The organism is Knoellia altitudinis (assembly GCF_042666355.1).
Lineage (GTDB): Bacteria > Actinomycetota > Actinomycetes > Actinomycetales > Dermatophilaceae > Knoellia > Knoellia altitudinis.
In genome coordinates this window covers 2,912,313-2,933,993 of the sequence record NZ_JBHTDK010000001.1, presented here as the reverse complement: position 1 = coordinate 2,933,993, position 21,681 = coordinate 2,912,313, and the positions used below count along the sequence as shown (strand labels likewise).

Here is a 21,681-nt window from a genome sequence, read left to right as displayed (position 1 = left end):
TCCAGCAGAGGCGGACCCATGGCCCACGCTCCGGCCCGAGCTCAGGTGACCGAACGCCACCAGTAGCTCGGCTCGGCAGGCACGGCAGAGACGTCGAAGCGCTCGCCCGGCCTCGGAACGACGACCTTCACCCCACGCCGTTCGGCTTCGGCGAGAACCCGCTCGATGGGGTCGCCCCATGGGTGGAACGCGAGGTTGAACGTGCCCCAGTGCACCGGCACCATCACCCCGGCCTGCACGTCGAGGTGGGCCTCGACGCCATGCTCGGGCGTCATGTGGATCGTCGGCCAGCCGTCGTCATAGGCGCCCACCTGCACGAGCGAGACGTCGAAGGGCCCATAGCGCTCCCCGATCTGCGCGAAGCCCACGAAATAGCCGGTGTCGCCGGAGTAGAAGACCTTGCCGGTCCCACCCTCGATGACCCACGACGCCCAGAGCGTGCCGTCGCGGGACAGGCCACGACCGGAGAAGTGCTGCGCCGGGGTCGCGACGAGGCGCACACCCTCGACCTTGATCTCCTCGTGCCAGTCGAGCTCGTCGATGCGCTCCAGTGGCACGCCCCACCTCTCGAGGTGCGCGCCCACTCCGAGAGGCACGACGAACCGGGTCTGGGGACGCAGGGCCGCGAGCTCCTTGACCGACTCCATGTCGAGGTGGTCGTAGTGGTCGTGCGAGATGACGACGACGTCGACCGGCGGCAGGTCACGCAGCGCCACCGGCACCGGGTGCAGGCGGCGCGGACCGACCTGCTGCGAGGGCGAGCACCGGTCGCTCCAGACCGGGTCGAGGAGCAGGACGGCCCCGTCCACCTGAACGAGCGCGGTCGAGTGGCCCAGCCACGTGACGTGCGTCCCCTCGGCGAGCGGCCCGAGCGGCTCGCGCACGAGCGGCACGTCACCCACGGGGTGGCGCTCCTGGCGGCCGGCGACGAGCTCCTTGACGCTGCCGGCGAGCGAACGTGACGACGGCTCGAAGCGCAGCTGCTGGTTGTGGAACTTCCCGTTCGACCACTCGGGGGAGGACTGCATGCGCGCAGCGCGCGCACCCGTGGCCCGTCCGCCGATGGCCTCGGGGATGGGGCGACCCGCCTTGACGAGCCAGGCAGCGAGCCCGACACCTCCGGCGGCAACGGCAAGTCCAGGAACTCTCACGCCACCCAGTCTCACCCAGGTGGGACCCGATTGCCGCACGAGTTCACGAATGCGTCGAAGAGCCGCCCGTCCGAGCCCGCCTCGGGATGCCACTGGACAGCCACACGGAACGGGTATGCCGTGTCCTCCATCGCTTCCAGCGTCCCGTCCTCGTGCCAGGCCGCAGCCGCGTAGCCGGGGTGCGTGCGCACCGACTGGTGGTGGTAGGTCGGGACGTCGATGGTGTCGGTGCCGAGGATCGAGGCCAGGCGCGTGCCCTCGACCGCAGTCACGTGGTGCGAGGCGTAGACCCCGGGCGCGGGGTTGTGGGCCTCGTGACCCACGCGGTCCGGGACGTGCTGCTCGAGCTCCCCGCCGGCCGCCACGGCCATGACCTGCATCCCGCGGCAGATGCCCAGCAGCGGCTGGCGGGTCCGCGCGGTCACCCGGGCGACCGCGAGCTCGAACGTGTCCCGGTCCGGCCGAGGTGACTGCACCCGGGAGTGGGGCACGGCGGCATACCGGCTGGGTTCGACATCGGCGCCGCCGGCGATGATCACACCGTCAAGGCGCGCGAGCAGGCCTGCGACGAGGGCGTCGTCGGCATCCTCGCGCGGTGGGAGGATCACGGCGACGGCGCCGGCCCGTTGCAGGTGCTCGGCATAGGCGTGCGGCAGGACGGTGCTGTGCTGCCCCGCCCAGTCACCTCGGGTGACGGGTTCGACATAGCTCGTGACGCCGATGACCGGCCGGTCGGTCACGACGCCTCAGAGGGGTGTGACGTAGGCGCCGGAGATCCCGCCGTCGACGAGGAAGGTGCTGGCGGTGATGAAGCTCGACTCGTCCGAGGCGAGGAAGAGGACGGCGTTGGCCATCTCCTCCGGCTCACCGAAGCGACCCATCGGCACGTGGACGAGCCGGCGCGCGGCGCGCTCCTCGTCCGCGGCGAAGAGCTCGCGCAGGAGCGGGGTGTTGACCGGCCCCGGACACAGCGCGTTGACGCGCACGCCCTGGCGAGCGAACTGCACACCGAGCTCGCGCGACATCGAGAGGACTCCACCCTTGGAGGCGCTGTAGGAGATCTGCGACGTCGCCGCGCCCATGACCGCGACGAACGACGCCGTGTTGATGATCGAGCCCTTGCCCTGCTCCAGCATGTAGGGGATCGCCGCCTTGCAGCAGAGATAGACCGAGGTGAGGTTGACCTCCTGCACCCTGCGCCACGCGTCGAGGTCGGTGTCGAGGATGGAGTCGTCCTCGGGCGGGCTGATGCCAGCGTTGTTGAAGGCGATGTCGACGCTTCCGAAGCTCTCCTTCGCGGTGGCGAAGAGCGCGTCGACCTGGTCCTTGTCGGTGACGTCGCAGTGGACGTAGGCACCGCCGACCTCCTGCGCGATGCGCTCACCGTTCGTGTCGTCGAGGTCGCCGATGACGACCTTGGCGCCCTCCTCCGCAAAGCGGCGGACCGTCGCGAGCCCGATGCCGGAGCATCCCCCGGTGACGACGGCGACCAAGCCTTCGAGCCGATCTCCCATGTGTTGCTGGCCTTTCTCAGTTGTCCGTGCTGATGAAGACGTTCTTGACCTCGGTGAACGCGTCGAGGGCGTCCGGTCCGAGCTCGCGCCCGATGCCGCTCGCCTTGTAGCCGCCGAAGGGTGTCGAGTAGCGCACACTGCTGTGGCTGTTGACCGAGAGGTTGCCCGCCTCGACGGCGCGCGAGACCCGGATGGCGCGCCCGACGTCGCGGGTCCAGATCGAACCCGACAGCCCGTATGCCGTGTCGTTGGCGAGGCGGACCGCGTCGGCCTCGTCGTCGAAGGGCAGGACGGCCACCACGGGACCGAAGATCTCCTCCTGCCAGACCGGGTCCGTCGTGGAGCCGGGCAGCACGACTGTGGGCGGATACCAGTAGCCGGCGCCCTCCGGTGCGCTGCCACGGAAGGCGACGTCGACGTCCGCCTCGGAGTCCTCGACGAAGGCGCGCACCCGGTCGCGCTGACCAGCGCTGATGAGCGGACCCATCTGGGTGGTGTCGTCCCCCGGTGCGCCGACCCGCACATCCTTGATGCCGGCCTCGAAACGCTCCATGAAGTCGTCGAAGACGCTGCGCTGCACCAGAATTCGCGTCCTCGCGCAGCAGTCCTGGCCAGCGTTGTCGAGGAAGCTCATGGGAGCGGCAGCGGCTGCCGTGTCGAGGTCGGCGTCGTCGAAGATGATGTTGGCTGACTTGCCGCCGAGCTCGAGGGTGACGCGCTTGAGCTGGTCGGCGGCCTTGCGCATGATGCCCTGACCGACAGCGGTGGACCCGGTGAAGCACACCTTGCGTACGTCCGGGTGGGTGACGAACCGCTCCCCCACGACCGAGCCCTTGCCCGGCAGCACGGTGAAGACGCCTTCAGGCACCCCGGCCTCGAGAGCGAGCTCTCCGAGCCGGATGGCCGTGAGCGGCGTGAGCTCGGCCGGCTTGAGCACGACCGTGTTGCCGGCGGCGAGCGCCGGCGCGAAGCCCCAGCCGGCGATGGGCATCGGGAAGTTCCACGGGACGATGATCGACACGACCCCGAGGGGCTCCTTGAAGGTCAGGTCGATCCCCCCGGCCACGGGGATCTGCTGACCGAAGAGCCGCTCCGGCGCGGCGGAGTAGTAGGCGAGCACGTCGCGGACGTTGCCCGCCTCCCACCGCGCGTTGCCGATGGTGTGGCCGGCGTTCTCCACCTCGAGCAGCGCGAGCTCCTCGAGGTGCTCGTCGACGACCTCGCTGAACCGGCGCAGCAGCCGGCCCCGCTCGGCCGGGGCCATGGAACGCCAGGTCGGACCGACCTCGACGGCGCGGGCGACCGCCTCGTCGGTCTCCTCGACCCCCACGAGGTCGATGGTGCGCACCGACTCCTCGGTCGCCGGGTTGATCACGTCGTGCACGGTCATGTGGCGTTTGTCCTTTCCGGGGTCCTCGCGACGTATCGGAGCGAGGGAGGAGCGTAGAACTTCGTGGGGTGGTCTACAGCCTCTCGAAGCCTCGGATGCGTTCCCAGTCGGTCACTGCGGCGTCGAAGGCCTTGAGCTCGACGTCCGCAGCGTTGACGTAGTGGTCGACGATGTCGTCACCGAAGACCTCACGGGCGATGGCCGACTCTGCCAGCACGTCGCGCGCCTCGCGCAGGGTCCTCGGGACGGTGGGGACGTCGGACAGGTAGGCGTTGCCCTCGAACGCCGGCTCCAGCTCGAGCTCGTGCTCGATGCCGTAGAGCCCACCCGCGAGCATCGCGGCCACGGCGAGATAGGGGTTGACGTCGCCTCCGGGCACCCGGTTCTCCATTCGGAGCCCGCCCCCGTGGCCGACGACGCGCAGCGCGCAGGAGCGGTTGTCGCGGCCCCAGGCGATGGCTGTCGGCGCGAACGAACCTGCCGCGAAACGCTTGTAGGAGTTGATGTTCGGCGCATAGAAGTAGGTGAAGTCGCGCATCGTCGCCAGCACACCGGCGAGGAACTGGTCGTGGAGGACACCCTGACCACCCTCGCGGTCGTCGTCGGCGAAGACGACCTCACCGTCGAGTCCGCGCAGCGACAGGTGGATGTGGCACGAGTTGCCCTCCCGCTCGTCGTACTTCGCCATGAAGGTCAGCGACATCCCGTGCTTGGCCGCGAGCTCCTTGGCCGCCGTCTTGTAGATGACGTGGTTGTCGCACGTGCGGACCACCTCGTCGAAGAGGAAGCCGATCTCGTGCTGTCCGAAGTTGCACTCGCCCTTGGCACCCTCGACGGTGATGCCCGCGGCATACATCTCGTTGCGGATCTCGCGCAGGAGCGGCTCGACCGTCGTCCCACCGGTGATCGAGTAGTCGACGTTATAGCGGTTGGCCCCGGTGAGCCCGACGTAGCGCCGGTCCCACGCCGACGCGTAGGTGTCCTCGAAGACGATGAACTCGAGCTCGGTGCCGGCGATCGCCATCCAGCCCTTCTCCGCGGCCCGCTCGACCTGCGCCTTCAGGATGCCCCGTGGGGACTGCCGCACGGGTCCCGAGCCATCGAGCCAGGCGAGGTCGCACTGGATCGTCACGGAGTGCGGCTGACCGGGGGTGCGTCGCAGGGTGTCGAGGTCGAGGACGAACTCGAAGTCGCCGTAGCCCTTCTCCCACGACGACATCTCGTAGCCGTCGACGGTGTTCATGTCGACGTCCACGGCGAGGAGGTAGTTGCACCCCTCCGCTCCCCCTTCGAGGACGTGGTCGAGGAAGTATGCCGCGTGCAGCCGTTTGCCGGTCAGCCGACCTTGCATGTCGGTGAAGGCGACGATGACCGTGTCGATCGCACCGCTCGCGGACCCTTCCCGGAGGTCGTCGAGCGTGAGCTGCCTGGGACCACTGGCGTGGATCGATCCACTCATGCGTTCTCTCCTTGGTTCGGGCTCATCCGAGAAGTCCCCTCAGCAGGGCGGAGGTGGCGTCGCAGTGCTCCTCCATGGCAGCACGAGCAGCATCGGCGTCGCCGCCGAGGATGGCCTCGACGACCGCGTCGTGCTGCTCGCACGAATGGGTGATGTTGCGTGGCAGGACGGGGATGGCGCCCAGCATCTCACCCAGGGCCGCCTGCGCCCGGGTGACGGACTCGATGAGCATCGGCGAGCCCGAGAGCGTGGCGACCGCGAGGTGGAAGCGGCTGTCCGCGATCCGGTGGGCGCCCGCGTCGGGCGCCGCCCAGACGGCAGCGGCCGACTCGACCAGCCATGAGCGCTGGTCACCCGCAAGGGCTCGACGGGCCGCCAACCAGGCGGCACCCGGCTCGACGATGCGACGGAAGTCGAGCGCATCGGCCAGCGCCGCCCCACGCCGCACCGGCGTGGGTGGGGGCGAGCTCCCTGGCTCCGGGGTGACATAGGTGACCACCGTGCCGCCGCCGCGTCCGCGTCGAGTGGCGACCAGACCGCTCTCTCGCAGGGCGGCGATGGCATCGCGCAGGGTGTTGCGAGCGACCCCGAGCCGCTCGGCGAGCTCGCGCTCCGGAGGCAGCTGCTCGCCGTCGACGAACACTCCCAGGCGGATCGCCGTCGCGAGCTGCTCGACCGTGGTCTCGAAGACGTTGGCGCTCGCCGGACGCAGGACCGCCGCCGAGAGGCGGCCCACGTCGGGAAGGTGAGCCGTCACGGCACACCGCCGCCTCGTGTGCCTGTGGCCGACGTACTCGCCTGCGACGGGCACACAGGGCCGGGCCTCGTCGTCATCGGAAGATCTCGGCCGGCTCGACCGTGTCGTGCCCCTCCGGCACGTCGACCATGAAGTGGTTGCGCCCGCGGACGAACCACGACACCGTCGAGAAGACCAGGACGAAGAGCACCGCGATCGGCGCGTAGTTGAAGCTGGCGTCACCGAAGGTTCCCGGGGCGTAGGCCGGGAGCATGAAGAGCACGACGATGAACGCCACCCACACGATGGCGATCCAGCCGATCGGGGCCGACCACCGGCCGAGGTTCCAGCGGCCTTCGCGGAACGACGGGTTGGTCCGACGCAGGTAGACCGGGACGACGTAGGCGATGTAGAGGCCGATGACGGCGATCGAGGTGACCGCGAAGAAGGCCGTGAGGTTCTGGATCGCAGGCAGGGTGACGACGATGGCCAGCCCGACACAGAGCCAGATCGAGTTCGTTGGGGTGCCGGTGCGGGGGTTGACCTTCGCCCACAGTCGCGAGCCGGGGAGCGCGTTGTCGCGCGAGAAGGCGTATGTCATGCGCGAGTTCGCCGTCACCGAGGCCATGCCGCAGAAGAACTGCGCCACCGCGCAGATGAAGAGCAGGGCGATGCCGAGGTTCCGACCGGCCGCGTCGATGAAGACCTGGGCGACGGGCAGTCCCGTGTCGGAAGCGCGGGTCGCCGCGTAGTCCTGGATCGCCGCCGTGATCGAGATGAGCAGGATCCAGCCGGCGAGGAGCGAGACCCAGACCGACCTCACGATGCCCTTGGGTGCCTCGGTCGATGCGCTCTTGGTCTCCTCGGCGATGTGGGCGGAGGCGTCGTAGCCGGTGAAGGTGTACTGCGCCAGCAGCAGACCGATGAGGAAGACGTAGATGCCGCTGCTCCAGCCGGTCTCGTTGACGAAGCCGGTGAAGGTGAAGTCCATGCTCTGGTGCCGGTCAGGGACGAGCCACAGCACGGCGACGATGATCGCGACACCGGCGAGGTGCCACCAGGCGCTGACGTCGGAGAGCAGCTTGACGAGGTTGACGCCGAAGGTGTTGAGCAACCCGTGGAGCGAGATGATGATGACGAAGGCCACGAAGGTCGACACGAGTGTCACCTCCAGCCCGAAGACGAGGTTGAGCAGCGCCATCCACGTGATCGCCGCGCCGTAGTCGATGGCGGCCGTGACGGCGACCTCGCCGAGGAAGTTGAACCAGCCGACGTACCAGGCCCAGACCCGCTTGTTGCGGCGGGCGAGCTTGCCGGCCCAGTAGTAGAGACCGCCGGCCGTCGGGTAGACCGAGCAGATCTCGGCCATGGCGAGGGCCACGCAGAGCACCATCAGTCCCACGAGGGGCCAGCCGAGGTTGATCGCTGACGGCCCGCCCGCGTCCATCGCGAGGTAGAACGTCGTGACACACCCGGAGAGGATGCTGATGATCGAGAACGACACGGCGAAGTTGCTGAAGCCACTCATCCCGCGATGGAGCTCCTGCTTGTAGCCGAGCTCGGCCAACATCGCCTCGTCGTCGTGGTGCCCGGACGGGGGTGCGCTGCTACCTGCCTCTGTCGCCATGGGGGTCTCCATCAAAGGTCTGTTCCAGAACCCTTTGGCCCCGAAACTCGATGAAGGACAGGGAACACCCAGACGGCATACGCCGTCAATGGTTTGGCACTGAACCTTTAGGCGAGCCGGGTGAGCCAGCCGCGGGTGTCCTCGGCGCGGCCGTACTGGATGTCGAGAAGCCGGGAGCGGATCGCCCGCGTCACCTCGCCACCCTCGGGCCCGCCCACGGCCGGCGCCGTGCCACCCTGCCAGCGGAGCTCGCCGACGGGGGTGATGACGGCAGCGGTGCCGCAGGCGAAGATCTCGACGATGTCGCCGGAGGCCACGCCGTCCTTCCACTCCTGGATCGGCACGGTGCGCTCGACGGGTGTGAGGTCGAGGTCCTTGGCGAGCTCGAGGATCGAGCTGCGGGTGATGCCCTCGAGGATGGAGCCGGTCAGCTCCGGCGTGATGAGCTCACCGTCCTTGGTGAGGATGAACAGGTTCATCCCACCGAGCTCCTCGATGTTCTGCTGGGTGCCGGAGTCGAGGAAGACCGCCTGGTCGCAACCGTTCTCGATGCCCTCGAGCTGGCCGGCGAGCGAGGAGGCGTAGTTGCCACCGCACTTGGCGTTGCCCGTGCCTCCCGCACCCGCGCGGGCGTAGTCCTGCGAGATCCAGAGGGTGACCGGCTTGAGGCCGCCCGGGAAGTAGGGGCCGGCCGGGGAGGCAATGACCGAGTAGGTCACCTCGTTGGCCGGGCGCACTCCGAGGAAGGCCTCGGAGGCATACATGAACGGCCGCAGGTAGAGGCTGGCCTCGCTGCCGTCGGCCGGCGGCACCCATGCGGAGTCGACGGCGAGCAGCGCCTTGAGCGAGCCGATGAAGTCGGCCTCGGAGAGCTCGGGGAGGGCGAGACGACGGGCGCTGCGGGCCATGCGGGCGGCGTTGGCCTCGGGCCGGAACGTCCAGACCGACCCGTCCTCGTGGCGGTAGGCCTTCATGCCCTCGAAGATCTCCTGCGCGTAGTGCAGCACCGCCGCGCTCGGCATGATCTGGATCGGGCCGTACGGCACCACCCGACCGTCGTGCCACCCGCCGTCCTTGGTCCACGTCGCCGAGACCATGTGGTCGGTGAAGTGGACACCGAAGCCCGGATTGCCGTGGATCTCGGCGCGACGCTCGTCGCCCACCGGGTCCTGACGTCGCTCGAGGGTGAACGAGAGGTCGGTCATCGTGAGGTCCTTCCAGACAATGAGGACGGTGTTGCAGGGCCGAGGTTCAGCCTATGACAGGCGCGCGGCGACGGCGTCACCGATGGCGCTCGTCGTGCGTGCCTCGCGGCCTCGCGCAGCGAGATCCGCTGCGACCGCGGCCTCGACCCGCCCAGCCTCGTCGGTGCGGCCCAGGTGCTCGAGCAGCATCGCGACCGAGAGGATCGTCGCCGTCGGGTCGGCCTTGCCCTGGCCGGCGATGTCGGGCGCGGAGCCGTGGACCGGCTCGAACATGCTGGGTGCCGACCCCGTCGGGTTGATGTTGCCGCTCGCCGCGAGGCCGATGCCGCCGGCGATGGCGGCAGCGATGTCGGTGATGATGTCGCCGAAGAGGTTGTCGGTGACGATGACGTCGAAGCGGCCCGGGTCGTTGACCAGGAAGATCGTCGCCGCGTCGACGTGCTGGTAGGCGGTCTCGACGTCTGGGAACTCGGCGCCCACCTCGTCGACCGTGCGACGCCACAGGTGACCGGCGTGGGTGAGGACGTTGTGCTTGTGGACGAGCGTGAGGTGCCGGCGCGGGCGGGCCTGGGCGCGGGCGAACGCGGCGCGGACGACGCGCTCGACACCGAAGCGGGTGTTGACGCTCACCTCGGTCGCGATCTCGTGCGGGGTGCCGGTGCGCAGGGCCCCGCCGTTGCCCACGTAAGGCCCCTCGGTGCCCTCGCGCACGACGACGAAGTCGATGCCCTCGGGCGCGACGCGATCGACGGCAAGAGGGCTCTCGACGCCAGGGAAGAGCTTGGCCGGGCGGAGGTTGACGAAGTGGTCGAGGGCGAACCGCAGGGGAAGCAGGATCCCCCGCTCGAGGACGCCGCTCGGGACGCTCGGGTCACCGATGGCACCCAGCAGGATGACGTCGTGGCCGCGCAGCTCGTCGAGCACGCTGTCCGGCAGAGTCTCACCGGTCGCGTTCCAGCGCTTCGCGCCGAGGTCGTATGCCGTGCTGGTGACCTTGGCGCCCGTGCCGGCGGTGACGGCCTCGAGGATCTTGAGCCCCTCCGCGACCACCTCGGGTCCGATCCCGTCGCCGGCGATGACCGCGAGATCGATGTCCTGCGTGGCGGGGTCCCCTGCGCTGCTGTCCGTCATGCCCACACCCTAGGAAGTGGTCTCGCGATCCGGGATGGCTGGCTCACCATCCGGACCGGAGAAAAGAGATTCCCGCCTGAAGTGGGTTTCTCTCTCTTCGCTTGGTCGAGGCGGTCAAGCGAAGTGAGACGAACCCACTTCAGGCGGGAAAGTTGAGGCGGCTCAGGCGTCGGTGTGGTCCTGGTCGCGCAGGTCCATCGACTCCTGCAGCGCTCGCTGTGCCTGCTTGGCTTCTTCGCTCATGAGGTGTCCGTCCTTTGGTGCAGTGATCGTGGTGTGGGCCAGGTCGGTCGGCTCCAGCCCGTGGTGGGGGCGAACCGGTCAGCGGCGTCGCGGGGTCTCCGCGGCGAGGGAGCTGACTACCGGACCTCGCCGCGGCTGGCAATGAGAAGTCGTACCTGCCGCTGCATGTCGTCGAGGTTATGAGGACGTCCAACTATCCGGAAGGGCCTGCCCACTTCCTGAGACGGTGTCTCAGGTGGGCTCGGCTCCCCCCGGCGAAACGCACGTATGCCGTGCGCTCACCTCGGGTGAGCACACGGCATACGTGATGGAGCGGTGGTCAGCTCTTGGCGAGCTTGCGCTTGAGCTCGGCGGCCGGCTTGAACGCGGCAGCGGTGCTGGCAGCGATCTCGAGGGCCTCACCCGTCTGCGGGTTGCGACCGGTGCGCGCAGCGCGCTCACGCGTCTCGAAGATGCCGAAGCCGGGGAGCGACACCTTGTCACCGGCGACGAGCGCGTCGGTGATGGCGCCGAGGACTGCATCGATGGCGCGGTCGGCGTCAGCAGCGCTGACGTCGGTGCTCTCGGCAACCTTGTTCTTGAGATCCGTACGGTTCACAAACCCTCCTGGGTAAACGTGGTCATTGACGGGCAACGATAAGCACACGCCGGGTCGTTCTCTGGCATCGGCCAGATACGCGTATGCCGTGTCGTCACCTCTGGAGGTGACCTCACGGCATACGCGGGTCGAGTCAATGGCACTGTGCCACAGGCCTGTTCAGCCGGAAGTCACTCCACAAGGTCGACGACGCGGACGTCTGCCTCGACCTCGGAAGCGATGGCGCTCACGACGCCGGCGGGGACCTTGTTGTCGACCGTGAGGGCCACCAGGGCGGTGCCCGCCGCGTCGTCACGGGCGACCTGCATCCCGCCGATGTTGACGTCGGCCTCGCCGAGGAGCCGGCCGATGACACCGACGACACCCGGGCGGTCCTTGTAGGAGAAGAAGGCCATGTGGTCGCTGATCGCGACCTCGAGGTCGAAGCCGTTGATGCCCGTGACCTTCTGGACCATCTTGGGGCCGGTGAGGGTCCCGGCGACGGAGACCGTCGTGCCGTCGGCGAGGGTGCCGCGCAGGATCGTGACGTTGCGGAACTCCTCCGAGACGGCGTCGGTGAGCAGGCGCACCTCGCAGCCGCGCTCCTTGGCGAGCAGGGGCGCGTTGACGTAGGTCACGGCGTCCTCGGTGACGTCCGTGAAGACCCCCTTGAGGGCAGCCAGCTCCCAGACCGACACGTCGTGAGCGGTGATCTCACCACGCACGTCGACGTCGAGCTGGACCGGGACGGAGCCGGCGACACCGGTGAAGATGCGACCGAGCTTCTCGACGAGGTCGATCCCCGGGCGGACCTCCTCGGCGACGACTCCACCGGCGACGTTGACCGCGTCGGGGACGAGGTCACCGCTCAGCGCGAGGCGCACGGACCTGGCGACGGCGACGCCGGCCTTCTCCTGGGCCTCCTCGGTGGAGGCGCCGAGGTGGGGCGTGACGACGACGGACTCGAACTCGAAGAGGGGACTCTCGGTCGTCGGCTCGGTCGCGAAGACGTCGATGCCGGCGCCGGCGACCAGGCCGTCACGCAGCGCATCGGCGAGCGCCTGCTCGTCGACGATGCCACCGCGGGCGGCGTTGATGATGCGCACCGACGGCTTGACCTTGGCGAACGCCTCCTTGCCGAGCAGACCGAGGGTCTCGGGCGACTTGGGCAGGTGGACGGTGATGAAGTCGGACTCGGCCAGGAGCTCGTCGAGGGTGACGAGGCGAGCGCCCAGCTGGCCGGCCTTCTGTGCCGAGACGTAGGGGTCGTAGGCGAGGACCTCCATGCCGAAACCCTTGAGCCGCTCGGCGACGAGCTGACCGATGCGGCCGAAACCGACGACGCCGACCTTCTTGTCGAGGAGCTCGACGCCGCCGTACTTGCTGCGCTTCCACGCGCCCGCCTTGAGGGCCTGGTTGGCCGGCGCGATGTTGCGGGCGGTCGAGAGGAGGAGGCCGACGGCGAGCTCCGCGGCACTGGTGATGTTGGACGTGGGGGCGTTGACGACCATGACGCCGGCCTGGGTCGCGGCCGGGACGTCGACGTTGTCGAGGCCCACTCCGGCGCGCGCGATGACCTTGAGGTTCCTGGCGGCCGCGATGGCCTCGGCGTCCATCTTGGTGGCCGATCGGATGAGCACGGCGTCGACGTCCGCGAGGGCCGGAAGGAGCTGGGACCGGTCGGATCCGTCGATCTGGCGGATCTCGAAGTCGGGTCCGAGCGCGTCGATGGTGGCGGGGCTGAGTTCCTCGGCGATCAGGACGATCGGCTTGCTCACGGCAGTCCTTAGGGTTCACGGGATGGGGGTCCGCACGACGCTGTGCGCAGGGCCGAGTCTAGAGCTGCGTTCAGCATGTGGATGGTCACGCCCGGTATGTGACACGACACAGAGGGGAGCAGGATGGGCCCATGCGCATCGTCGTGACAGGCGGATCAGGTGACCTGGGTGGTCGCGTCGTCCGGCAGATCGAGGCCCGAGGCCATGAGGCAGTGCCGGCGAGTCGACGCACGGGCGTCGATCTGGCGACGGGTGTCGGGCTCGACGCCGTCCTGGCGGGTGCCGACGCCGTCATCCACTCTGCGTCCTCACAGACCAGACCCCAGGACGTCGACGTCGCCGGCGCGCGCAGGATCGGTGAGTCACTCCGGCGCCTCGGCTCCGGAGCACACGTCGTGTCGATCTCGATCGTCGGCTCCGACCGGGTCCCCTACCCGTACTACCGCGCGAAGGTCGACTCGGAACGCGCTCTGGAGGACGCCGCCCTTCCGGCGACGGTGCTGCGTGCCACGCAGTTCCACTCGCTGGCCGCCTTCCTCGCCACGGCCGGGCGGGTGGGTCCGCTGGCCTTCTCGGTCGGCGACATGCGCATTCAGCCGGTCGACATCGACTGGGTCGCGCAGCGCCTCACCGACTACGCCACGGGACCGGCACCCAGCGGCTACCGACGGGCGAGGGACATCGCCGGCCCCGCGGCATACTCCGCCGTCCAGTTGGCTGCGATCCTGGCGGCGCACGACGGGCGCAGGCCGCCACGGGTCGTGCGCATCCCACCGTTGCTGCCCGTGCTGCGTGGTTTCGCCGAGGGCGGGATCCTCCCCGGCCCGGATGCCGAGACCGGTGGGCGCTCCTTCAAGGACTGGCTCGACGACCAGCCGACACCGATGCCGCGCCGCTTCCACTCCCCCACGTGAGCACGGCCGGTCATGTCCGGCAGGCCCGGGGGCGCAGGGTCATGGTCTCGGATCGGAGCGGGACGACGCCACGCGAGTGAGCCAGGTGGTGGTTCCAGCGACGACCGCACCCACGGCCACGACCCCGAGCAGCCACCACCAGGCCCCGGCGGTGACTGCCTCCCAGAGTGCGACACCGACAGAGGTGTAGAGCGTGGCCCACAGCAGAGATCCGAGCAAGGTCGCAGGGACAAACCTCGACAGCGGCATGCGCAGGGCGCCGGCAGCGGCGTTGACGAGCGTCTGCACCCCGACGGTGAGGAAGCTCAGGACCACGACCGGTGCGCCCCACCGGTCGACGAACGACCCCGTGCGGATGACCGCTGGGCGGTCCAGGTGCCGCGCCATCCCGGTGCGGGCTCCCCCGGCCCGTAGCCCACGCCCGGCCCAGTAGGTCGCGTTCGACCGCAGCATCGCGATGACGAAGAACGCGCCGAACACCGCCCACACGGGCCAGCCGTCGACGAGGTCACTCACCCGCCCACCCTAGAGATGCCGTATCAGCCCGGAAGCGGAGCGTTCGGCCCGCAACGGTTCCGGGCCGAACACTCCGCTTCCATGATCAGGCGGAGAAGGGGTGGGTCAGCGGGCGGCGGAGCCCTCGACGTAGTCGCTGTCGGTGTCGGACTTCACCCAGGACATGAGCTTGCGCAGCTCCTTGCCCGTGGACTCGATCGGGTGCTGCGCACCCTTCTCCCGCAGCGCCTTGAACTCGGGGCCACCCTTGTCCTGGTCCTCGATGAAGCGCTGGGCGAACGCGCCGCTCTTGATGTCGGCGAGCACGGCCTGCATGTTCTCCTTGACCGACGGGTCGATGACGCGCGGGCCGGAGACGTAGTCGCCGTACTCCGCGGTGTCGGACACCGACCAGCGCTGCTTGGCGATGCCGCCCTCGACCATGAGGTCGACGATGAGCTTGAGCTCGTGCAGCACCTCGAAGTAGGCGATCTCGGGCTGGTATCCGGCCTCGGTCAGCGTCTCGAAGCCATACATGACGAGCTGCGACGCGCCACCACACAGGACCGCCTGCTCACCGAAGAGGTCGGTCTCGCACTCCTCCGTGAACGTCGTCCCGATGCCCCCGGCGCGCAGGCCACCGATGGCCTTGGCGTAGGACTTCGCGAGGTCCCAGGCCGTGCCGGACGCGTCCTGCTCGACGGCGAGGAGCACGGGGACACCGCGACCGTCGACGTACTCGCGACGCACGAGGTGACCGGGACCCTTGGGCGCGACCATGATGACGTCGGAGCCGGGCTCGGGCTGGATGTAGTCGAAGCGGATGTTGAAGCCGTGGCCGAAGAGGAGCGCTGCGCCCTCCTTGAGGTTGGGCTTGATGTGGTCGGCATAGACCGTGCGCTGCACCTGGTCGGGCGTGAGGATGACGACGAGGTCGGCATCCTTGACCGCGTCGGCGACGCTGGCGACCGGCAGACCCTCGGCCTCGGCCTTGGCGCGGCTCTTCGAGCCCTCGGCGAGCCCGACGCGCACGTCGACCCCGCTGTCGCGCAGGCTCAGCGCGTGGGCGTGGCCCTGGCTGCCGTAGCCGATGACAGCGACCTTGCGCCCCTGGATGATCGACAGGTCGGCGTCGTCGTCGTAGAACATTTCAGCCATGATTTCGCAGTTCTCCTTGTGGGTATGCCGGGTGCAACAGTTCGGTGTTCAGGCTCCGCGCAGCGCGCGGTCGGTGATCGAGCGGGGGCCGCGGCCGATGGCGACGATGCCGGACTGGACGAGCTCTCGCACACCGTAGGGCTCGAGGACCCCGAGCAGCGCGGTGAGCTTCTCACCGTGGCCGGTCGCCTCGATCGTCACGGACTCGGTGGCGACGTCGACGACCTTGGCCCGGAAGAGCTGGACCAGCTCGAGGACCTGGCTGCGCGTCGCTGCGTCGGCCCTGACCTTGATGAGCATCACCTGCCGCTGCACGGCGGAGCCCGCATCGAGCTCGACGACCTTGAGCACCTCGATGAGCTTGTTGAGCTGCTTGGTCACCTGCTCGAGCGGGAGCTCGTCGACGTCCACGACGACGGTGATGCGGGAGATGTCGTTGTGCTCGGTCTCGCCCACGGCCAGGGAGTGGATGTTGAAGCCGCGTCGGGCGAAGAGCCCGGCGATGCGCGCAAGGACACCGGGCTTGTTCTCGACGAGCACCGAGAGGGTGTGCTGGGACATCACTTCTCCTCACCTTCGGTCGGAGCGCCATCGTTCTCGGCAGACGCGGCGTCGTCGCCACTGTGGTCGGCGTCAAGGGACTGCGGAACCGCTTCGGACTCCTCGCGGTCCCACTGTGGCGCAGTGTCCTTCGCGACCTGGATCGCGTCGTTGCTCACGCCGGCCGGGACCATCGGCCACACCATCGCGTCGCGGTGGACGACGAAGTCGACGACGACGGGACGGTCGTTGATCGCCATGGCCTCACGGATCGTGGCGTCGACGTCCTCGGGCCGCTCGCACCGCAGACCGACGCAGCCGTAGGCGTCGGCGAGCTTGACGAAGTCGGGGATGCGTTGGCCGCCCGCCGAGGTGTGGAGGTCGGTGTTGGAGTAGCGCTTGTCGTAGAAGAGCGACTGCCACTGGCGCACCATGCCGAGACTGCTGTTGTTGATGACGGCGACCTTGATCGGGATGTCGTTGATGACGCAGGTCGCGAGCTCCTGGTTGGTCATCTGGAAGCAGCCGTCACCGTCGATGGCCCACACGGTGCGGTCGGGTTCACCGACCTGGGCACCCATGGCGGCGGGCACGGCATACCCCATCGTCCCGAGCCCACCGGAGTTGAGCCACGCCCGCGGTCGTTCGTACTGCACGAACTGTGCGGCCCACATCTGGTGCTGGCCCACTCCCGCGACGTAGACCGCCTCGGGACCGGCGATGGCGCTGAGCCGCTCGATGACGTACTGCGGGGCGAGGGTGCTGCCCTCGGGTTCGGTGTAGCCCAGCGGGAAGTCGCGCTTCCACCCCTGGGTGCGTTCGCGCCAGGCGGCGTAGTTCCCACCGCGACCTGCATCGATGTCGGCGTCGACCGCCCCGATGAGGTCGATGAGGACGTCCTTGCACGAGCCGACGATCGGGACGTCGGCCTGCCGGTTCTTGGAGATCTCGGCCGGGTCGATGTCGGCGTGGATGACCTTGGCCTCGGGGGCGAACGACGAGAGCTGGCCGGTGACCCGGTCGTCGAAGCGGGCGCCGAGGGTGATGAGCAGGTCGGACTTCTGCAGGGCCGTCACGGCAGCCACCGAGCCGTGCATCCCCGGCATGCCGAGGTGCAGCTCGTGGCTGTCGGGCAGGGCGCCGCGAGCCATGAGGGTCGTGACCACGGGGATCCGGGTCAGCTCGACGAACTGGCCGAGCTCGGCGCAGGCGTCGGCGCGCACGACACCACCACCGACATAGAGCACCGGACGCTCGGCTGCGGCGATGAGCTTGGCCGCCTCCCGGATCTGCTTCGCGTGCGGACGCGTCACGGGGTGGTATCCCGGCAGGTCGATCCGTGGTGGCCAGGTGAAGGTCGTCCTCGCCTGGAGGGCGTCCTTGCTGATGTCGACGAGGACCGGGCCCGGGCGACCGGTCAGGGCGATGTGGAACGCCTCGGCGAGCACACGAGGGATCTGGGAGGCGTCGGTGACGAGGTAGTTGTGCTTCGTGATCGGCATCGTGATGCCGCGGATGTCGGCTTCCTGGAACGCATCCGTGCCGATCGCCGCGCTCGCGACCTGGCCCGTGACGGCCACGATCGGGACGGAGTCCATGTGGGCGTCGGCGAGGGCGGTGACGAGGTTGGTCGCGCCCGGCCCGGACGTCGCCATGCAGACGCCGACCTTGCCGGTGGCCGACGCGTAGCCCTCGGCCGCGTGGCCCGCACCCTGCTCGTGGCGGACGAGGATGTGGCGCACCTTCACCGAGTCGAGCAGCGGGTCGTAGGCCGGGAGGATCGCTCCCCCGGGGATGCCGAAGACGGTGTCGACGTCGAGGGCCTCGAGAGCGAGTACGAGGCTCTGGGCTCCGGTCACCTCGAGGGGCGCCTTGGCTCGGGCCTGTTCGGCGAGCCGCGCCGGGGTGGGCGCTGCCTTGGTCTCGCTCACGTCGTCACCATCTCTTGAGTCGGAGTTGTCCTGCTGCTGGTCGTGCTGCTCGTCCTGCTGCGTGTGGCCACAAAAAAACCCTCCCGTCCCGCGTGCTGTGGGGACGATGGAGGGAGGCGCCTGGCCGGACCTGTCAGGAGGGGCCGGGCGCCGAGGGAAGTACGAGGAGGTGGGTCACGGGACGACTCTCCCGCGCCCTGTATGCCGTGTCAACGTGTGAGACAGCACATCCCACGATCCGGACCGTGTCGTCGGCGCCTCGCGCCGAGGTCGCTCACTTGTCCTGGCAGCAACGGGTGGGCGTGGGTGTCTCGAAAGGGACGTAGGACCCGTCGGCGGCGGCCTGGACGTGGATCACCCAGTCCCCCATGACCAGACGCGGCCGGACGAAGTCACGGGTCACCACGACCGCCGACGGGCAGGGCGGCTCGACACCCCCGATGACGACGACCGGCGCGACGAGCGACAGCTGCGCGATGGTGACCTCTCCCACGAGCTGTGACCGGCCGGCATACCGGACCGATCGTCCCTGCAGGCCCTCGCGCAGGGCGCGGCACGCGGCCCGGGCACCCTCGACGAGTGCTTCGGGGCCGGCGGTGCCCCCTCGCTCGGACCACACCCCGGGACCCCGCGCACCGTGCAGATGGTCAGCCGTGGCGAACGGCTGGGCCAGGGCCCTGACGAGCTCGCTCATCTGCACCTGCGACGTCACTGCCTGCTGGAGCGACACCGTCACCGCACCGCGCGTCCCGGTCGTCGTCGTGACGGCGTGTGTCGTGATGCGGACCCCATGACCCGCTCCCACCTCGTCGAGGCGGGTCGCGATGACGTCGACGACCGGCTCGAGGTCGAGCTCGTCGCCGATCCCGACATCGACCCCGACGAGGTGGGTGGCGCTCACGCGCGGGGCAGCACGAAGATCGGGTTGGTGTAGAACCAGAGGTCCTTCCACGGGTCGGCATCCCCGACGACGTCCATGGCCGGACCGGCCGGGTCGACGGCCGCACCGTGGTAGCCGGCTTGGGTTCGGTTGCCGTCCGAGCCGCGCAGTCGGACATAGAAGCCGGTCTCGTCGATCCGGCCGAGGGGGACGACGAGCTCGACGGTCTCGTCGTCCTTGACCTCCCAGGTCCGCACCACCGACGTGTGCGGCGTGTGGAAGACGTCCCGGTCCTCCGCGGGTCCGGTTACGCGCCCCTTGACGAGGTCGAGCTTCTTGAGCTGCGGCAGGAACTGCGCCCAGTTGGAGCGCTGTGCCGGCGTGATGCGAATGCGCAGCTCGGCAGCCTCCCCGCGACGGCCGGTGACAGCTCCACCGAGACCGACCTCGCGACCGCCGACGCGCACCGCGACATCGACCTCCTCGAGAAGTCGCCCGTGGTCGACCCACACGTTGCCCGCGCGCAGACCGGCCATGAGACCGGCATACGAGTCGTGCGTCACCCCGACATGGGTGCGGCTGTAGAAGCCGGGGAAGTAGTCGCCCGCCGAGAAGTTCGGTGCACCGGAGTACTCCGGGTCGTCGTAGCGGCCGTTGGCGTCGAAGCTGCTTCCGGCCCCGCGCACGGCGGTGTCGAGGTAGTTGCTGTGGCTGTCGGAGTTCGCCGTGATCCACCAGGGCTTGCCCTCGGCGAGCAGTGAGTCCCAGAGGCCGCCGACCGTGGCCGTGTAGAAGTCGAACCCGCCCCATGTCCGGTAGGACTCGAGTGGGTAGGGCAGGAACGACCGGCCGGCGCTGGGAGCGTTGCCGTAGTAGCCACGCGCGCTGCCGGGCCCCGGTGTCGTGGCCCTGAGTCCGGCGGCCTGGTGCCCGGGGGCGCCCTCCCAGCCGACCGCGATGCCCTTGGCTGCGTCACGCCACGCACGCACCTCGTGCGGGCTGTCGACGCCGTTGCGCGCCGGGTGGTTGGCCAGCATGAGCGCGTCCTGGACCTTGCGGTCCGAGATGGCGGACTTGAGGAACTGCAGTCCCTTGACCGCCTGGAGCTCGTTGGCCGGGGTGTTGCCGCTCGTGCCGTTGACCGACCCGTCGTATGCCGTCTCGAAGGCCTTGAGGACCGCCACCTCGTTCGCTCCGGGATGGACGAAGACGGTGCCGTGCTCAGCGGCCGGGATGTTCCACTCCAGACCTTGGAAGACGAGCATCTCGGGGTGCTGGTCGCGCGAGCGCCGGATGTCGGGGTTGACCTTGTCGACCCCGATCTTGGAGTGGGTAGTGCCGCCGTGGTCGGTGATGACGACCCAGTCGAGCCCGAAGGCGTCGGCGTGCTTGACCTGGTCCTCGACGGTGTAGAGGCCGTCGGAGGAGTACTGCGTGTGGATGTGGTGGTCGCCGGCGAGCCACGTGCGCGGCTTGCGGGAGCCCCGGTGCGCGGTGTCGGAGCCCTCGGCCGCCGCCGCCACGCCGGTTGCCGTGACGAGGCTGGTCGTCGCTGCGCCGGCCCCGAGCACACCGGCAGCACGCAGGAAGTTGCGCCGACCCAGATCCCCCTGCGGCAGGTCCGCGTCGGGGATCGAGAGATCGACGGCGGGACCGACAGCGCTCTCGTGCGTGTGACCGTGTCCGTGGTCGTGACCGTGCGTGTGGTCGTGCGTGTGGCTCATCGACAAGTCCTCTCGGGGGTGGCGTCTCGCCCCCACCCAACAGAGCCGGGGTGGCCACCAGCGAGGACTTCGAAGACGTTCCGGTGAACGTTGAGGGGCGGGGAGTGCTCCCCATGTCCAAACCCACCGGACGTCCCTACCTTTCATCTCATCGGCGCAGGGCCGACGGCGCCTCCGGCAAGGTGGCGCCTGCAGGGCGAGGAGCCCGTGACGGAGGGGACAAGAACATGAGGATTCGACAGCTGCTGGTCAGTGCGGCCACCGCCGTGGGCCTGATCGCAGTGACAGCAGGGTCGGCGAGCGCGTCAACCATCGCGAGCCCGCTGGGGGCGGCCGACCCGGGCTTCACCCGGATCGGCTCGAGCTACTACCTGGCAGCGACCGGCAGCGGCGAGACCGGCACCATGCCCGTCTTCCGGCGCAGCTCGCCGACCGGCGCCTACGCCAAGATCGGCAACATCAACGCCGCCCGATCGGGCTACTCGAAGTTCTGGGCACCGCACCTCGTCAAGCGCGGCAGCTACTACTTCGCCTTCTTCAGCGCGAGCTACAACGGCGCGAAGCCGTGCGTCTACTACGCCTCCTCGACGACCGTCGTGGGTGGGTACTCCGCCCCCCGCCTGCTCACCTGCGGCGGTGGCAGCGGTCGCGAGGCGATCGACGCCACGACCTACGTCACCACGGAGGGCAACACCTACCTGACCTGGCGCAGCGGCGTGCACCGCCTGGGCTTCCCGCGCGGCGACTACGACATCATCGCCCGCATGCTGGCCTTCGGCGGCAGCACCGTGAAGTTCGCGACCGGCTCCGCCAACAACAACCTGCTCCACCGGACCTCGGACGACGTCTACGAGGCGCCGAGCATCGTGCGTCGCGGTGGCAAGGTGTGGCTGTTCGTCTCACGCAACCGCTACGACACCAATGCCTACTACACGGCCGTCTACTCCGCCGACTCCATCCACGGCACCTTCACCTTCCGCAAGAACCTCATGAAGACCGGCCAGGGCTACGGCTACGGCCCCGGTGGGGCCGAGGTCGAGACGGCAGCCGACGGGTCGACCTGGATCGCGTACCACGTCTGGAAGGAGAGCAAGCCCTACCCGAGCACCCCGGGCAAGCGCATCCTCAGGACGGCCAAGCTGGACTGGGTGAACGGCCTCCCCGTCGTCCGCTAAGCGACCACGAACGGCCAGCGCGCGGCATACCGAAGAGCCTTTGGGTATGCCGC

General features: G+C 69.2%; 18 protein-coding genes and 1 pseudogene. 2 read left to right on the top strand and 17 right to left on the bottom strand.

Translation table 11 applies throughout. The features are described 5' to 3' along the window. Positions 1–41: 41 nt before the first annotated feature. The 11 genes from ACFQW8_RS13760 to serA form a co-directional block, all read right to left on the bottom strand. Entirely contained in the window at positions 42–1,151 is a 1,110-nt protein-coding gene (locus tag ACFQW8_RS13760) for an MBL fold metallo-hydrolase (protein WP_380088214.1), read from the bottom strand. Positions 1,152–1,162: 11 nt separating this feature from the next. Further along, on the bottom strand, positions 1,163–1,891 hold the full coding sequence (locus ACFQW8_RS13755) for a gamma-glutamyl-gamma-aminobutyrate hydrolase family protein (protein WP_380088212.1): 729 nt from the start codon (positions 1,889–1,891) through the stop codon (positions 1,163–1,165). Between the two features lie 6 nt (positions 1,892–1,897). Continuing rightward, positions 1,898–2,665 (bottom strand): 3-oxoacyl-ACP reductase, encoded by a 768-nt coding sequence (locus ACFQW8_RS13750; protein WP_380088210.1) that lies wholly within the window; start codon positions 2,663–2,665, stop codon positions 1,898–1,900. Positions 2,666–2,681: 16 nt separating this feature from the next. Then, positions 2,682–4,055 (bottom strand): aldehyde dehydrogenase family protein, encoded by a 1,374-nt coding sequence (locus ACFQW8_RS13745; RefSeq protein ID WP_380088208.1) that lies wholly within the window; start codon positions 4,053–4,055, stop codon positions 2,682–2,684. Between the two features lie 73 nt (positions 4,056–4,128). Beyond that, a complete protein-coding gene (locus ACFQW8_RS13740; protein ID WP_380088207.1) occupies positions 4,129–5,514 on the bottom strand; it encodes a glutamine synthetase family protein in 1,386 nt (461 codons plus the stop codon). Between the two features lie 22 nt (positions 5,515–5,536). Continuing rightward, positions 5,537–6,250, bottom strand: a complete 714-nt coding sequence (locus tag ACFQW8_RS13735; protein ID WP_380088205.1) for a FadR/GntR family transcriptional regulator — start codon at positions 6,248–6,250, stop codon at positions 5,537–5,539. Positions 6,251–6,344: 94 nt separating this feature from the next. Next, positions 6,345–7,877 carry an amino acid permease gene (locus tag ACFQW8_RS13730; RefSeq protein ID WP_380088204.1) on the bottom strand — a complete coding sequence of 511 codons (1,533 nt, stop codon included), beginning with the start codon at positions 7,875–7,877 and terminating at the stop codon, positions 6,345–6,347. 107 nt (positions 7,878–7,984) lie between these two features. Further along, positions 7,985–9,082 (bottom strand): branched-chain amino acid aminotransferase, encoded by a 1,098-nt coding sequence (locus ACFQW8_RS13725; protein ID WP_380088203.1) that lies wholly within the window; start codon positions 9,080–9,082, stop codon positions 7,985–7,987. A gap of 51 nt (positions 9,083–9,133) precedes the next feature. Beyond that, entirely contained in the window at positions 9,134–10,213 is a 1,080-nt protein-coding gene (locus ACFQW8_RS13720) for a 3-isopropylmalate dehydrogenase (RefSeq protein ID WP_380088202.1), read from the bottom strand. 562 nt (positions 10,214–10,775) lie between these two features. After that, a complete protein-coding gene (locus tag ACFQW8_RS13715; RefSeq protein ID WP_449274535.1) occupies positions 10,776–11,102 on the bottom strand; it encodes an HU family DNA-binding protein in 327 nt (108 codons plus the stop codon). Positions 11,103–11,224: 122 nt separating this feature from the next. Next, positions 11,225–12,811 (bottom strand): phosphoglycerate dehydrogenase, encoded by a 1,587-nt coding sequence (serA, locus tag ACFQW8_RS13710; RefSeq protein ID WP_380088201.1) that lies wholly within the window; start codon positions 12,809–12,811, stop codon positions 11,225–11,227. A gap of 131 nt (positions 12,812–12,942) precedes the next feature. On the opposite strand from serA, the gene ACFQW8_RS13705 reads away from it, so the two are divergent. Next, the gene (locus ACFQW8_RS13705; RefSeq protein WP_380088199.1) at positions 12,943–13,725 is read left to right on the top strand and encodes an SDR family oxidoreductase; all 783 of its coding nucleotides are present in this window, start codon (positions 12,943–12,945) and stop codon (positions 13,723–13,725) included. Positions 13,726–13,764: 39 nt separating this feature from the next. Here the strand turns inward: ACFQW8_RS13705 and ACFQW8_RS13700 are convergent, their stop codons facing one another. The 6 genes and pseudogenes from ACFQW8_RS13700 to ACFQW8_RS13675 form a co-directional block, all read right to left on the bottom strand. After that, positions 13,765–14,241, bottom strand: coding sequence for a DedA family protein (locus ACFQW8_RS13700; RefSeq protein ID WP_380088197.1), 477 nt, complete (start codon positions 14,239–14,241; stop codon positions 13,765–13,767). A 105-nt stretch (positions 14,242–14,346) separates the two neighbouring features. After that, positions 14,347–15,399: pseudogene (gene ilvC, locus ACFQW8_RS13695) on the bottom strand (ketol-acid reductoisomerase); the annotation flags it as partial. Positions 15,400–15,426: 27 nt separating this feature from the next. Further along, the gene (gene ilvN, locus ACFQW8_RS13690; RefSeq protein WP_380088195.1) at positions 15,427–15,939 is read right to left on the bottom strand and encodes an acetolactate synthase small subunit; all 513 of its coding nucleotides are present in this window, start codon (positions 15,937–15,939) and stop codon (positions 15,427–15,429) included. Beyond that, entirely contained in the window at positions 15,939–17,849 is a 1,911-nt protein-coding gene (locus tag ACFQW8_RS13685) for an acetolactate synthase large subunit (protein ID WP_380088193.1), read from the bottom strand. The genes ilvN and ACFQW8_RS13685 overlap by 1 nt, the downstream gene beginning before the upstream one ends. Before the next feature lie 274 nt (positions 17,850–18,123). Beyond that, positions 18,124–18,750: a hypothetical protein gene (locus ACFQW8_RS13680; protein ID WP_380088192.1), complete on the bottom strand. Its 627-nt coding sequence runs from the start codon at positions 18,748–18,750 to the stop codon at positions 18,124–18,126. Next, positions 18,747–20,453 carry a PHP domain-containing protein gene (locus tag ACFQW8_RS13675; RefSeq protein WP_380088190.1) on the bottom strand — a complete coding sequence of 569 codons (1,707 nt, stop codon included), beginning with the start codon at positions 20,451–20,453 and terminating at the stop codon, positions 18,747–18,749. Before ACFQW8_RS13675 ends, ACFQW8_RS13680 begins: the two co-directional genes overlap by 4 nt. Positions 20,454–20,680: 227 nt before the next feature. Between ACFQW8_RS13675 and ACFQW8_RS13670 the strand changes: the two genes are divergently transcribed. After that, positions 20,681–21,628 carry a family 43 glycosylhydrolase gene (locus ACFQW8_RS13670; RefSeq protein ID WP_380088188.1) on the top strand — a complete coding sequence of 316 codons (948 nt, stop codon included), beginning with the start codon at positions 20,681–20,683 and terminating at the stop codon, positions 21,626–21,628. Positions 21,629–21,681 lie beyond the last annotated feature (53 nt).